General features: G+C 73.1%; 14 protein-coding genes. 6 read left to right on the top strand and 8 right to left on the bottom strand.

Annotated elements, in window-relative coordinates; translation table 11 throughout:
• The 5 genes from QR78_RS16260 to QR78_RS16240 all read right to left on the bottom strand — a co-directional run.
• Positions 1-1,606: MHYT domain-containing protein (locus QR78_RS16260; protein WP_048428594.1), on the bottom strand; the 1,606-nt coding region annotated here is incomplete at its 3' end.
• A 157-nt stretch (positions 1,607-1,763) separates the two neighbouring features.
• Positions 1,764-2,792, bottom strand: a complete 1,029-nt coding sequence (locus QR78_RS16255; protein WP_048428593.1) for an aldo/keto reductase — start codon at positions 2,790-2,792, stop codon at positions 1,764-1,766.
• Positions 2,793-2,928: 136 nt separating this feature from the next.
• Complete coding sequence (locus QR78_RS16250) at positions 2,929-4,125, bottom strand: GGDEF domain-containing protein (RefSeq protein ID WP_048428592.1); 1,197 nt, start codon at positions 4,123-4,125, stop codon at positions 2,929-2,931.
• Between the two features lie 129 nt (positions 4,126-4,254).
• Positions 4,255-5,982 (bottom strand): heparinase II/III family protein, encoded by a 1,728-nt coding sequence (locus QR78_RS16245; protein WP_048428591.1) that lies wholly within the window; start codon positions 5,980-5,982, stop codon positions 4,255-4,257.
• A 130-nt stretch (positions 5,983-6,112) separates the two neighbouring features.
• Positions 6,113-7,465: an RsmB/NOP family class I SAM-dependent RNA methyltransferase gene (locus QR78_RS16240; RefSeq protein ID WP_048428590.1), complete on the bottom strand. Its 1,353-nt coding sequence runs from the start codon at positions 7,463-7,465 to the stop codon at positions 6,113-6,115.
• 187 nt (positions 7,466-7,652) lie between these two features.
• Here QR78_RS16240 and QR78_RS16235 point away from each other — a divergent pair, with 187 nt between their 5' ends.
• The 3 genes from QR78_RS16235 to QR78_RS16225 all read left to right on the top strand — a co-directional run bounded on the left by QR78_RS16235 (position 7,653) and on the right by QR78_RS16225 (position 8,684).
• Positions 7,653-7,874 (top strand): DUF1674 domain-containing protein, encoded by a 222-nt coding sequence (locus QR78_RS16235; protein ID WP_048428589.1) that lies wholly within the window; start codon positions 7,653-7,655, stop codon positions 7,872-7,874.
• Positions 7,875-7,899: 25 nt separating this feature from the next.
• A complete protein-coding gene (locus tag QR78_RS16230; RefSeq protein ID WP_048428588.1) occupies positions 7,900-8,274 on the top strand; it encodes a PH domain-containing protein in 375 nt (124 codons plus the stop codon).
• A 71-nt stretch (positions 8,275-8,345) separates the two neighbouring features.
• Positions 8,346-8,684, top strand: a complete 339-nt coding sequence (locus tag QR78_RS16225; protein WP_048428587.1) for a cupin domain-containing protein — start codon at positions 8,346-8,348, stop codon at positions 8,682-8,684.
• 6 nt (positions 8,685-8,690) lie between these two features.
• Here QR78_RS16225 and QR78_RS16220 read toward each other — a convergent pair whose 3' ends face one another.
• From QR78_RS16220 to QR78_RS34975, 3 genes are all read right to left on the bottom strand, one after another.
• Complete coding sequence (locus tag QR78_RS16220) at positions 8,691-9,200, bottom strand: L,D-transpeptidase (RefSeq protein WP_048428586.1); 510 nt, start codon at positions 9,198-9,200, stop codon at positions 8,691-8,693.
• Between the two features lie 212 nt (positions 9,201-9,412).
• Positions 9,413-9,790: a DUF2794 domain-containing protein gene (locus QR78_RS16215; RefSeq protein ID WP_048428585.1), complete on the bottom strand. Its 378-nt coding sequence runs from the start codon at positions 9,788-9,790 to the stop codon at positions 9,413-9,415.
• Between the two features lie 415 nt (positions 9,791-10,205).
• Complete coding sequence (locus QR78_RS34975; RefSeq protein WP_158004049.1) at positions 10,206-10,358, bottom strand: hypothetical protein; 153 nt, start codon at positions 10,356-10,358, stop codon at positions 10,206-10,208.
• Positions 10,359-10,601: 243 nt separating this feature from the next.
• On the opposite strand from QR78_RS34975, the gene QR78_RS16210 reads away from it, so the two are divergent.
• From QR78_RS16210 to QR78_RS16200, 3 genes are all read left to right on the top strand, one after another.
• Positions 10,602-11,198: a ribonuclease HII gene (locus QR78_RS16210; RefSeq protein WP_048428584.1), complete on the top strand. Its 597-nt coding sequence runs from the start codon at positions 10,602-10,604 to the stop codon at positions 11,196-11,198.
• Between the two features lie 133 nt (positions 11,199-11,331).
• Entirely contained in the window at positions 11,332-12,930 is a 1,599-nt protein-coding gene (locus QR78_RS16205; protein WP_048428583.1) for an acyl-CoA synthetase, read from the top strand.
• Complete coding sequence (locus QR78_RS16200; protein ID WP_244276543.1) at positions 12,927-13,784, top strand: PCC domain-containing protein; 858 nt, start codon at positions 12,927-12,929, stop codon at positions 13,782-13,784. The genes QR78_RS16205 and QR78_RS16200 overlap by 4 nt, the downstream gene beginning before the upstream one ends.
• Positions 13,785-13,872 lie beyond the last annotated feature (88 nt).

Below are 13,872 nucleotides of genomic sequence, written 5' to 3'. Positions count from 1 at the left end.
CCGGCATCGCGTCGCGGGCATTCACCACCAGGTTGAGGAGGGCGAGTTCGAGCTGGTGGGCATCGACCAGGGCGGGCGGCAGCCGCGCGGGGAAGCGCGTCTCGATCCGCATGCCCGGCCCGATCGAGCGCTGCAGGAGGTCGGCCATCCCGCGCACCAGCCGGGCGAGGTCGACCGGCTCGGGCTTCAGGTCCTGGCGCCGGGCGAAGGCGAGCATGCGCTGCGTCAGCGCCGCGCCGCGCTCGGCACCCTGGACGGCGTTGTCGAGCAGGCGCAGCAGACGCGGGTCGTCGGGCAGGCGCTTGCGCAGGAGTTCGAGGCTGCCCAGCACCGCCATCAGCAAATTGTTGAAGTCGTGGGCGACGCCGCCGGTGAGCTGGCCCACCGCCTCCATCTTCTGGGCCTGGGCCAGGGCTCCCTGCGCCTGCGCCAACGCCTCCTCGGCGCGGCGGCGCTCGGTGATGTCGCGGGTCACCTTGGCGAAGCCGACATGCGCTCCGTCCTCGCCGCGGATCGGATCGATGACGACGCTGGCCCAGAATCGGGTGCCGTCGCGGCGCAGGCGCCAGCCCTCGGCCGCGAACTTGCCCTCCGCGAGTGCGGTGGCGAGCGCCCGGGCCGGCACGTTCCGCGCCCGGTCCTCCTCGGTGTAGAAGCACGAGAAGTGGGTGCCGACGATCTCCTCGGCCTCGTAGCCCTTGATCCGGCGGGCGCCGGCATTCCAGTTCGCCACCACCCCGTCGCGGTCGAGCATGTAGATCGCGTAGTCGGTCACGCTCTGGAGCAGCAGGCGGTAGCGCTCCTCGCTGGCGCGCAGGGCCGCCGCCTCCCGCGACGCGTTCTGGGAGAAGCGCCGGTCGATGGCGGCGGCCGAGAGCGCGAGGACGAGGACCAGGACGGTCACCACCGTGACGCCGACCGCGAGGCGGGCCTGGCCGAACCCCGTCTCGGCGGCCGACGGAATCACGGCGGCGTGATGCGCGACCGTCAGCCCCTGCATGCCGGAGAAGTGCATCCCCGCGATGGCGAGGCCCATGACCATGGCGGCGGCGACGCGCAGACCGACGCCGCTCTCGGCGAGCGCCAGCCGGATCGCCGCCGTCGCGGCCACGACCGCCACCACGACGGAGCCGGCGACCCAGGCCGGATCGTAGTGGAGGACGCCCGGCAGATGCATCGCCGCCATGCCGGTATAGTGCATCGTGACGATGCCGAGCCCGGTGACGAGGCCCGCGAGCGCGATGCGGGCCGTCCGAGGCCGCGTCCCGTCCGCCCCCTCGCCGCCCAATCCTTCGGCGCCGGATCCTTTGGCGATCGAGAGGCCGAAGGCCGTCACGGCGACCGGCAGGGCGAGGGACAGAAGCGTGAGCCCGAAATCGTAGGTGATCTCGATGCCCGGGAGCCGGAAGGCCAGCATCGCCACGAAGTGCATCGACCAGACGCCGCCGCCGAGCACCAGGGCGGCCGCCATCAGCCAAGCTCGCCGCGCCCATCCGGACGCGGCCTTCATCCGGTCTGCGAGATCGAGGGCGACGAAGGCGGCCAGCATCGCGATCGCGACCGACAGGCCGACGAGAACGGGATCGTGAAGGCCGGCATGCGCCATCATGCACCTCGGGGCGGGCGCGAACGGTCCCGCCGCCCGGCCCCGGCTCGACCGAGCCGGGATCGTCCATCCGGGCAATCTACTCCAGGCTGCGCGGCCGCGCGACGGACGAGGCCGGCAACCCACCCTTATCTGAAGGCCGGCACCGGCCGGAAAACTACCAGGTCGTCGGCTTCGGGTTGCGCTCGTCGAACCCCTTCTGGTGCCAGTAGGGATAGATCGGCGTCTCCTGGCTCGCCGCGTCGAGGCGGGCGATCTGGGCCGGATCGAGCGTCCATCCGACGGCGCCGAGATTCTGCTTCAGCTGCTCCTCGTTGCGGGCGCCAACCACGATGTTGGCGACCGTCGGGCGCGAGAGGAGCCAGTTGAGCGCCACCTGCGCCACGCTGCGCCCGGTCTCGGCCGCCACCTCGTCGAGGATGTCGACGATGCGGAACAGGGCCTCGTCGGCCACCGGCGGTCCTCCCTCGGCCCCGCCCGAGGCGATGCGCCCGCTGGTATTGGCGCCGCGGCGGATCTTGCCGGTGAGCCGGCCCCAGCCGAGCGGGCTCCAGACCATCAGGGCGACGCCCTGGTCGAGGCCGAGGGGCATCAGCTCCCACTCGTAGTGCCGGCCGACGAGCGAGTAGTAGCCCTGATAGGCGACGTAGCGGGCGAGCCCGTAGCGCTCGGAGGTCGCGAGCGCCTTCATCAGCTGCCAGCCGGAAAAGTTCGAGGCGCCGACATAGCCGATCTTGCCCGCGCGGACGAGATCGTCGAGGGCCCGCAGGGTCTCGTCGACGGGGGTGAGCGCGTCGAAGCCGTGCATGAAGTAGACGTCGATGTGGTCGGTGCCGAGGCGCTTCAGGCTGGCCTCGCAGGCGCGCACCAGGTGGTAGCGCGAGGAACCCTTGTCGTTGGGGCCCTCGCCCGTCGGGAAGGTCGCCTTCGTCGAGATCAGTGCCCGGTCGCGCTTGCCCTTCAGCGCCTGGCCCAGGATCTCCTCGGAGGCGCCCTGGGAATAGATATCGGCGGTGTCGAAGAAGTTGACCCCGGCGTCGAGGCAGAGATCGACCATCCGGCTCGCCTCGGCGACGTCGGTCTGGCCCCAGCGCTGGAAGAACTCGTTGCTGCCCCCGAAGGTCCCGGTGCCGAGGCTCAAGACCGGGACCTTGAGGCCGGAGCGTCCGAACTGGCGATAATCCATGGGTCGCGCCCTCGTCCGTCGGCCGGGCGACGTGCGCCCGGACTCTTATGGGATGAAGGGGTGTCTTAGGATCCGACCAGGCGACGACAAGCCGGGTCGATGCCGGGCGGGTGCGCGCGGCCGGCAGGTCGCGGCGTCAGGCCACCTGCCGCAGGCCCGGCCCGGCGACCACCACGCGGTCGCGGCCCTGCGCCTTCGCTTCGTAGAGCGCCCGGTCGGCCAGCGCGAGCAGGGCCTCGAAGTCGCCGGAGGCGGTGTCGCCGGCGCTCTTGGCGACGCCGAGGCTCCTGGCGACGCCGAGGCTCCTGGCGACGCCGACGCTGACCGTGACGGCGAGGCCCGGCACGATGTCCGGGCGCATCCCCGCGACGGCGTGACGGACGGTCTCGGCGATGGAGGCGGCCACGCCCGGGCCGGCTCCGGGCAGGAGGCAGGCGAATTCCTCCCCGCCGAGACGCCCGAACGCGGCACCGACGGGCAGGACCTGGCGGGCGGCGGCGCAGAAGCCGACCAGCACCGCGTCGCCGACCGCGTGCCCGAAGGTGTCGTTGACCCGCTTGAAGTGGTCGAGGTCGAACAGCAGCAGGGCGGCGGGTCCGGCGGCCAGGATGCGGCGGGCCTCGCCCGCGAGCGCCCGGCGGTTGGCGATGCCGGTGAGCGGGTCGGTCTCGGCGGCATGGCGCTGCTCCGCCTCGAGCCGCTCCTTGGCCATCGCCATGAACAGGACCGCGACCGCCACCGTGTAGAGCAGGGCGATGAAGCACAGGACGGCGACCCAGAACGGATCGGTCGGCGTGCCGACCAGCGGCGCCGGCAGGACGAGGGTGGCGGGGATCCGCGCCCAGGCCATCAGCCCCTCGCTGGCGAGGAGGATCGCCGCCGGAGCCCGCGACGGCAGCCGCTCGCCGCGATGGTGCCACAGGGTGCGGGCGGCGAGCGCGCAGTACAGCCCGGCCACCGCCGAGGCCAGGATCACCCGCGCACCCAGCGAGGCGTAGAACGGCGGCACCAGGCAGGCGGCGAGCCAGAGTGCGGCGCCCGCACCGGTTTGCCAGCCGGTGACCCGGCGTCCCTCGAACGAGCGGGCGCCGGCCCAGATCAGCCCGAAGGCCAGCAGCATCGCGGCGTTGGCGAAGCCGATCGAGATCCAGTCCGGGATGTGGCCGCGCAGGCCGAACAGCACGACAGCGGCCGCGCCGACGATCTGGGCGGCGCCCAGGAAGCCGAGGGCCAGGGTCCGGCGGGCCTGCGACCACGACAGGAGATAGAGCCCGCCCATCACCACCATCACGAAGATGGTCACGGTCACGAGGGTCGGCGCGTCCAGCTTCATCCCACCGCGCCCTGCCCGACCTCGATTCGGCGTTCGACCCTAGCACGCTCCTGTATCCGAGTGTTGCTGATTCGGGGCCCTGCAACCCCCAAACGGGGGGCGTGCGGAATTTTCTCTCGGCCTGCGGGCCTATCCGGCCAGCCTCCGGAAGCGCCAGGCCACGCGGGTGCCGTCGCCGACCGTGAGGTGGAGCACGATCTGCTCGGTGCGGCGGGCGCCGTTGAGGGCGGCGAAGAACACGCTCTCCTCGATCACCGGGTCGATCTCGTCGGCCTCGAACAGCCACGGCGCCCCGGCCCCGGCGAGACGCACGCCGCGCCCCTCCCGGCTCGCCCGCACGCTCGGGTGGAGATGGAAGCGGATCGCCGCCTCGACGGGCTCGCGGCGTACCTTCGCCTCGTGGGCACCGCTGGCGCGCACGAACCCGTCATGGCCCTCCAGCAGGGCGCCGTCGGGGTGGAGGCGCCAGCGCCGCTCGTGCAGCAGGCCCAGCACCGGGGCGTAGCCGTCGTGCCGGGCGGCCAGCACGTCGACGCCCGCCGCGTCGGTGCCGCGCTCGACCGTGACCTCGCCGGGCCCGCGCACGACGATCGAGCCCATCCGGGCCTTGAGCCAGGCGGCCAGGGGGTGGATCAGCCCCGCCTGCTTCATGCCGAGGAAACGGCAGGAGGAACTGTCGGCGAGACAGGCGGTCGAATGGGCGGCCGTGGTGCGGGCGAGCTCGCGCAGCTCCTCGCCGGTGGCCGGCATGCCGCAATTGACCACCAGCCGCTGCGGCCCGCAGGACAGCTCGAACGACAGGCAGCCGGCACCCGCCCGGGCCGAGAAGGCCGGCGGCGGCGCGGGCCCGACATCGGCGACCACGAGGGTGCCGCCCCCGCCCTCCAGGCGGGAATAGCCCGAATGGGGCGCATGCATCAGCGGCCGGGCCAGCGCCCCGTCATAGACCAGCAGGGTCGCGAGCTGGTCGGCGGCGGTCGCCCCCATGCCGTTGTGGTGCCCGAGCGAGGCGTCGCCGTGGCGCAGCAGCCGCAGGAGCGGCAGCATCCGGTCGACGGCGTTGAGCAGCGCCTCCGGCGGGGCGATGTCGCGGCTCAGGAAGCTCTGGCGCAGGGGCAGCAGGTCGAGGAGGAGGTCCTTGGCGAAGCCCGGATCGCGGCTGCGATGGCCGCCATCGGGCAGGATCTGGCGGGTCAGCTCGCGGTGGAGGAGCCGCGTGCCCCGGCGCAGGACCGGATCGAACCCCTCGCAGCACAGGCCCGCATAGGCGAGCGCCACGGCGGCCAGCAGCCGGTCGCCAGGCAGGATGCCGCGGCGCAGCGCCCGGTCGAGGGCGTGGGTGCAGCGGCCGATCTGGCGCAGGAAGGCCTGGTAGAAGGCGTGGTCGGCGCCCTCCAGCACCAGGGGCGACTGGCTGAGCAGGGAGATCAGCCGACGCGCCACCACGGCCGGGCGCTCGGCCAGGTCGCGGTCGCCGCGGCCGGCCATGAAATCCTGCACGAAGGCGCGGGCGTTCGAGCGGGAGAGCGCGCTCTCGGCGGCGCGCAGGTGGCGCAGCCAGCCGAAGCCGTAGAGCTGCTCGCCCCATTCGGGCGAGGGCGGCGCGAAATCGAACGGCGAGCGCCCGCCGGTGGCGAGCGCCCGGCCGGCGAACACGAACAGGCCGGCATAGATGTCGGCCGCGATGGTGGCGTCGCTGGTGCGCAGATCCTGCGGCGCGATCACGAGGCCGGTCGGGCGCAGCCGCGTCAGCCCTGAGGGACGCGAGGTCGCGCGCACCGCGGCGCGGCGCAGGGAACGCCCGGCGGCGCGCCCGACGAGCCGGTAGAACCGCCAGCGGTCAGGCCCCCAACCCACGCCACCTCCTGCCCGGCCGCCGCCCCGCGGCGCCGGCCCCCGTCAAGGAATGGTCAAGGATCATCGTGGGGTCAAACCGCCGAGTCGCGCCGTGAACAGGGATTCCGGTCGGGCCGCCGCGTCCGGGCCCTCACGCGTCCCGGCGCTCCAGGCGGACGGCGTAGAACCCGTCGAGGCCGCCGCGGCTGCGCGGGCCGTCGCCGTCCTCGCCGGGCCAGTGCGACGGCAGGGTGCGCAGGTCGCCGCTCGCCGAGACGAGAGCGGAATCGCCCGCCTCCTCGGCGGTGACCGGGCGACGCGCGAAGGCCGGGTTGCGCTTGAGGAACGCCTCGGCCTGGGCCTCGCCCTCCTCCGGCTCCAGCGAGCAGGTGCAGTAGACGAGGCGCCCGCCCGGACGGACGAGCCGGGCGGCCTTGTCGAGGAGCCGGCGCTGGAGCGCGACGAGGCGCAGGAGGTCGTCCTCGCGCTTGCCCCAGGCGACGTCGGGGTGGCGGCGCAGGGTGCCGGTGGCGCTGCACGGCGCATCGAGCAGCACCGCGTCGAAGAGCCGGGCCTCCGACAGCGTCAGGGCGTCGGCCGCCAGGACCTCCGCGCTCAGGCCGAGGCGGGCGAGGTTCTCCGTCAGGCGGCGCAGGCGCGCCGCCGAGCGGTCGACCGCCAGCACCTCGGCACCGGCGGCGGCGAGCTGGGCGGTCTTGCCGCCTGGGGCGGCACAGAGGTCGGCGACCTGCTCGCCCGGCCGCACGCCGAGGAGGTGGGCCGGCAAGGCCGCGGCGGCGTCCTGGACCCAGAAGGCGCCCTCGGCGAAGCCCGGCAGCTCCGGCACGGGCGTGCGGGCATCGTCGAGGCGCAGGCTGCCGGCGCCGGGCAGGCGCCGGCCGACGAGCCCCTCGGGAACCGGCATGCCGGGGCGCAGCGTCAGGTCGAGCCCGGCCCCGCGGGCATTGGCGGCGGCGATCGCCCGAGCTGTCTCCTCACCGTAGGCGGCGACCCAGCGCCTGGCCAGCCAGGCGGGCGTGTTGAGGCGCAGCGGCTCGGCGTCGCCCTCCTGGCGGATCGCGTCGCGCTCGCGGGCGATCCGGCGCAGGACCGCGTTGGCGAGGCCAGCGAGGTGCTGCAGGCCGGGCTCGGACTTGGCGAGGCGCACCGAGAGGTCGACGGCGGCGTGGTCCTGGACGTTGAGGTAGAGGATCTGCGCCGCGCCGGTGGCGAGCAGGGCCACGAGGCCCGGCTGGTCCTCCGGCAGGCCCTTGGCCAGGCGCGCGTGCAGCGCGTGGCGGATCACCCCGAAATGCCGGAACGTGGCGGCGGCGATGGCGCGGGCGAGCCCCGCATCCTGGGGCGGCAGGGCGGCGCGCTGGGCCGCCGGCTCGATCGCGTCGTCGAGCGCGGTACCGCGGTTCTTGCCGATGAGGTCCGCCACGATGTCCCAGGCGAGGTGCCGCGCCGGCAATCCGGCGACCGCGTTGTTCACTCCGTCCATCCTCACTCCACCGCGCCGGGGCGGGCTGTCGCCCCTCTCCCGGCCTTGACGCTGCCGCCCGTGCCCTCCACCTCCGGGGAACGACGCGGCCTTTGGGCCGGGGTTGGCATCCGGCCGCCCGAGATGCAAGCGCCGCGACGGCCCCGGACCCGGCCGCCGTCCCTTTCGAACCTGCGAGAACCGACCGATGAGCGACAGCGAGGCCCCTTCCCCCGAGCCGGTCGCGAGCGAGGCCAAGGTCCTGTCGCCGGCCGCGCAGCGCGCCCTGGCGGAGGCCGAAGCGCGCCGCGCGGCGATCGACGCCCACGCCGCCGAGATCCGCAGCGAGCGCGAGATCAACGGGCGCGGCGGCCTGGAGCCGGTGCGCTACGACGACTGGGAGGTGAAGGGCCTGGCGTCGGACTTCTGACCGGATCGTTCGAGGAGACGCGACGATGGGCTTGCTCGACGGCCTGCTCGGCCATGGCAGCGACGCGGCGCCGGAGGCGGTGGCGCAGGAACTCGACGGGATGCTGGTCCCGGGCGAGACCGTGCAGGTCGCCTTCCGGGTGATCCGCGACCTGATGGTCTTCACCGACCGGCGGTTGATCCTGGTCGACAAGCAGGGCGTGACCGGCCGCAAGGTCTCCTACCTCACGGTGCCGTACCGGGCGATCACCTCGTTCTCGGTCGAGAATGCCGGCAGCTTCGACATGGATTCGGAGCTGACGATCTGGGTCTCGGGCCGGCCCGACCCGATCACCCGTACCCTCAAGCGCGGCGCCGATATCCGCGGCATCCAGCGGGCGATCGCCGCGACCCTGCGCTGAGTGCGCGGGGCGGGAACGCCGCCCCTTCCGTTCCGTTGGGGTCGCGAAGCGTCCCCGACAGGAGCAGGACCATGGGCGACACGACGATCAAGAAGGTGTCCGGCGGGCAATCGCCGCAGGGGCCGGACGGCCAGCGCTACCTCGCCTCCGGCAAGCACGTCGCGATGCGGCTGTGGGTCGACGAGCCGCCGACCGACGACAAGCCGAGCGCGGCCCGCGACTACGAGACCGTCGGCTACGTCGTGTCCGGAAGGGCCGAGCTGGTGGTCGAGGGCCAGACCGTGCGGCTGGAGCCCGGCGATTCCTGGCTGGTGCCGGCGGGCGCCGAGCACACCTACCGCATCCTCGAGAGCTTCACCGCCGTCGAGGCGACCTCGCCGCCCGCGCAGGTGCACGGGCGCGAGGGCTGAGCCGCCTCAGCGCGTCACCACCACGGTGGTCCCGACCTGGACGCGGCCGTACAGGTCGGCGACATCCTGGTTGTACATCCGGATGCAGCCGTAGGACGCGAAGGTGCCGATCGAGCCGGGCCGGTTGGTGCCGTGGATCGCGTACTCGCCCCGGTCGAGGGTCAGCGCCGCCACGCCCATCGGGTTGCTCGGCGAGCCGCCGGCGATCACCTCCGGCAGGCGGGGATTGTCCCGCTTCACCTCGTCGGGCGGCGACCAGGCCGGCCGCAGGTACTTTCCGTCGATGCGGGCGTAGCCGGTCCATTGCTTGCCGGCCTTGCCGACCGCGACGGGATAGCGGATCGCCGTCCCGTCGCCGTTGACGAAGTAGAGCCGCCGCTCGGCCGTGCGCACCACCACCGTGCCGGCTTCCACCGCCGCCGCGTCGAAGGCGACCAGTTCCCGCGCCGCGGCCGGTCCGGCCGCCAGCATCGCCGCGACGAACGCCGCCGCGGCCCATCCACTCTGCTTGTGCATCCCTGCGGTCCTCGAGCGTGACCTTATTCAGCCAAGCGACAATCCGCCGGGAAACCTGTCGTTCCGGTTGGCAAAGATGATTGCCGGAGGGTGAAGGACCGTCCGGCGCGCGGGAGCGTTAAGGGGCGGTTCGCGGGATCGCTCGAGATCGCCGCGACCGGGATCGCCGCGATGCCGTCATCGGCGGTTTTCGACGATTCGCGGGGTTCGGCTCACACCACCCGCAGCGGCTTCTCTAGCACCCGCAGCACCTGGGCGAGGTCGTGCCCGCGCTTCAGGATGCGCCCGGTATCGGCGATCACCGCGTAGGCGCCCTGGCGGCGGGCGAGGCGTGGGTCCTTCTCGATGCGGTAGAGCGGCCGCTCCGAGGTGCGGCGGTGGATGGCGAACACCGCCTTCTCGCGGTTGAAGTCCATCGTGTAGTCCCGCCATTCCCCCTCGGCGACCATGCGGCCGTAGAGGTTCAGGATGATCCGCAACTCGTCGCGATGGAACGACACCTGCGGCGGCACGGCCCGGGGGAAGGGCACGACATGCGCACCGGACTGAGAACCGGCGCTCCGGCTATCGGCAGTCTCTCCCTCGCTCATCGCTTCTCCTGCCTGTCAGGGTGATTCGCCCGCCGGGGCGATCCGCGCGGCCAGGCCACGAGGATCAGATCGGGCGACGGGTGGTGAGCCGGCGCACGGCCCGCCTCACGCCATGATGGGAGTCCCAAAACCCTGCCGCAAGGGTTGCGCCGGGGCGACACAGGGCCGGTATCGCGCCGGAGCGGGGTGAAAAACCCGCTCCGGGCGGCCCGTTCGGTCACGGAAATGCCCGAATCACGCCCTGCGCCGGCCTCGAAGCGCGCGCAAGACGGTGCCGACCTCTCGGCCCGGTCCGTCGGCCGCCATGGCGGCGGCGGGCGGGGCAACCTCCTGAGGTTTCGAGACCCAAACGACTTCAGGGCCGCCTCCTCGGAGCGCGGTCCCTTTTTTGCGCAGGGCCTCGCCGGCACCGGCCCTAAGGCTGCATCCACATCTGCGCGGCGAGCGCGCGGGCGCGGGTGACGCGGATGTGGTCGAGGGTCCAGAACCCGATCGCCAGGGTTCCGGCCAGGAGCCCGATCGGCAGCGCGAGCGCCAGGAAACGGTTCTGCCGCGGCGGCGTGGTCATGAATCCTCCTCGTCTCGGGCACTGTCTGCCGACGACGCGGGGACCGGTTCGTCGGCAGACAATGCGGCACAATCAAAGACCTCGAAGCGGTGTCCGGTAGGAGTACGATCGAGCCCGCCTCTCGGCGCGCCGGAGCTACCACGAAAACGCCGCTCGGCGTGTGTCCCATGGCGTAGGGTGCCGGATACGGGTCTCCCGGTCCCGGGAGGGATTTCGTAACCACGATTGCCGCAGACCTCGCGCATGCGCCCGTTCGATGCCCGCCACGCCGCCCGCTATCCCGTCCTCATCGGCTGCGACGAGGTCGGCCGCGGCGCGCTCTGCGGCCCGGTGATCGTGGCGGCGGTGCATTTCGACCCCGCCGCCCTGCCCCCCGACCTGCTCGAGGCCCTGGACGACAGCAAGCGCCTCGACGCTCCCACCCGCGAGCGTCTGGCGCCGCGGATCATGGAGGCCGGGCGCGTCGCGCTCGCCGGCGGCTCCCGCGACCTGATCGACCGGATCAACGTGCGCGCCGCCACCCTCGACGCGATGCGCCGGGCGGTGATGCGGCTCGGCATCGACGCGACGGTGGCGGTGGACGGGCGCGACGTCCCCCCCGGCCTGCCCCTGCCCTGCCGGGCTTACGTCGGGGGCGACCGGCTGGTGCCCCAGATCGCCGCCAGTTCCATCGTCGCCAAGGTGGTGCGCGACCGTCTGATGCGGGCGCTCGCCCGGCGCCACCCGGCCTATGCCTGGGAGCGCAACGTCGGCTACGGCACCGCCGCGCACCGGGCCGCGATGGCGAGCCTCGGCGTGACCCGCCACCACCGCCTCAGCTTCAAGTCGCGCGCCTCCTAGCGGGGCGCATGCGCCCTCCGCGCTTCCGCTTCCCGCATGGTGCGTCGTAAGCTGGCGCGACGCGCACGGGCCGAAGCCCGGCGCCACCAGGGAGGACAGGCCGCGTGACCACCAAGAGCCGGAGGGCTGCCCGATGAGGCCGATGTCGCGCCGGGTGATGAACCTCGCCCATTCGCTCACCCAGGCCGCCGCGCGTCACCCGGACCGCCCCGCCATCGTGTGGGGCGAGCGGAGCTGGACGTGGCGCGCCTTCGACGCCCGGGTCTCGGCCCTGGCGGCGGCGCTCCGGGCCCGCGGGATCGCCAAGGGCGACCGCCTGCTGGTGCATGCCCGCAACGGCAACGCCATCCTGGAGATCATGTACGCGGCGTTCCGGCTCGGCGCCGTGTTCGTGCCGACGAATTTCCGGCTGATGCCGGGCGACGTGTCGTACCTCGCGAGCCAGTCGGGCGCGACCGCCTTCCTGTGCCACGCCGACTATCCCGAGCACGTCGCGGCGGTGCGGGAGGCCTGCCCGTCGCTGCGCCACGTCGTCGTCATCGGCGAGGGACCGGCCGAGGGCGAGGCCTACGAGGCCGTGGTGGCCTCCGGCGAGGGGCAGAGAATCGCCGACGAGGGCGTCGAGCACGACGACCCGTGCTGGTTCTTCTACACCTCCGGCACCACCGGCAAGCCGAAAGCCGCGGTGCTGACCCACGGCCAGATGGCCTTCGTCGTCACCAACCACCTCTGCGACCTGATGCCCGGCACGGCCGCGGAGACCGACGCCTCGCTGGTCGTGGCGCCGCTCTCGCACGGGGCCGGGGTGCACGCGGTGGCGCAGGTCGCCCGCGCGGTGACCTCGGTCCTGCCGGGCTCCGAGCGTTTCGACGCAGCGGAGGTCTGGGGGCTGGTGGCGCGCCACCGCGTCACCAACATGTTCACCGTGCCGACGATCCTGAAGATGATGGTCGAGCACCCGGCGGTCGACGCCAACGACCATTCGTCCCTGCGCTACATCATCTATGCCGGCGCCCCGATGTACCGCGAGGACCAGAAGCGGGCCCTGCGCAGCCTCGGCAAGGTGATCGTGCAGTATTTCGGTCTCGGCGAGGTGACCGGCAACATCACGGTGCTGCCCCCCGCCCTGCACGAGGCGGAGGACGGGCCGGCGGTGAAGATCGGCACCTGCGGCTTCGAGCGCACCGGGATGCAGGTGCAGATCCAGGACGGCGAGGGCCGCGAGGTCGGCCCGGGCGAGACCGGCGAGATCTGCGTCTGCGGCCCCGCCGTGTTCGCCGGCTACTGGGAGAACCCGAAGGCCAATGCGGAGGCCTTTCGTGACGGCTGGTTCCGCACCGGCGACCTCGGCTACCTCGATGCCGAGCGCTTCCTGTACATCACGGGACGGGCCTCCGACATGTACATCTCGGGCGGCTCGAACATCTATCCCCGGGAGATCGAGGAGAAGATTCTCGCCCATCCGGCGGTGGCGGAGACGGCGGTGCTCGGCGTGCCGGACCCGACCTGGGGCGAGATCGGCATCGCGGTCTGCGTCCCTCGCGAGGGCATGGCGCTCTCCGAGGAGGACGTGATGGCGTTCCTGTTCGACAAGGTCGCCCGCTACAAGCTGCCCCGCCGGGTCATCCTGCGCGAGTCGCTGCCGAAATCCGGCTACGGCAAGATCACCAAGAAGATGGTGCGGGAGGAACTGGAAGCCGCCGGCCTCCTCGGCGAGAGGGCGCAGGGGTGAGCGACGCGAGCCCGATGCATCCCGGCTTCGCCGCCCTGGCGCAGCCGGGCCCGGCCCGGCCCGAGCGCTGGCTCGCCGCCGGCGGTCCTCTCCTCCACCACGTCGTCGATCTGGCGCCGGGTCGGACGCTTCTCGACGCCGTTGCCGGACCGCTCGTCGCGGCCGGCATGCGGGGCGGCGTGGTGCATCTCACGGGCGGGGGATTCTCTCCCTTCGCCTACGTGATGCCGGCGCTCTCGGCCGATCCGCGTTTCGCCGCCTATTACAGCGAGACGTACCGGCCCGGCGGCACGACCGTGCTGGAGCGCGCGAGCGCCACCTTCGGCGCGCGGGACGGCGCGCCGTTCCTGCACGTCCACGGCACCTGGATCGAGCCGGACGGCCGCCGCCGCGCCGGCCACCTGCTGCCGGCGGAGGTCGTGGTCGCGGAGGCGGTCCGGGCCGAGGCCTGGGGGACGGCGGACGCGGCCTGGCGGGTCCTGCCGGATGCCGAGACCAATTTCTCGCTGTTCACCCCCGTCCCCGCCGGTGACGGGCAGGCCGGCTGCGTCCTCCTGAAGATCCAGCCGAACGAGGAGATCCACGCGGCCATCGACGCGGCGTGCCGGACGCACGGGCTCTCGGCCGCGCGGGTGCGCGGCATCGGCAGCATCGTGCGGCCCACCTTCGCCGACGGCCGGGTGATCCCGACCGATGCCAGCGAGGTGCTGATCCGCGACGGGACCGTGCGCGACGGGGTGGCGCGGCTCGACATCGCGGTGGTGGATGTCGCGGGCGGCATCCACGAGGGCATCCTGCGCCGCGGCGCCAACGCCGCCTGCATCACGTTCGAGCTGTGCCTGACGGCGGAGTGAAGCCGTCGCGGTCGACGGCATAGACGTGGACCGGCTCGTCCCGGTTCCGGGCCGGCGCGTGGATGACCTCCTCGCGCCGGCCCGGAAC

It is taken from the genome of Methylobacterium indicum (assembly GCF_001043895.1).
GTDB classification, from domain to species: domain Bacteria; phylum Pseudomonadota; class Alphaproteobacteria; order Rhizobiales; family Beijerinckiaceae; genus Methylobacterium; species Methylobacterium indicum.
Note: the sequence above shows the minus strand (reverse complement) of the source record. Positions and strands in the feature narration are given on the sequence as shown.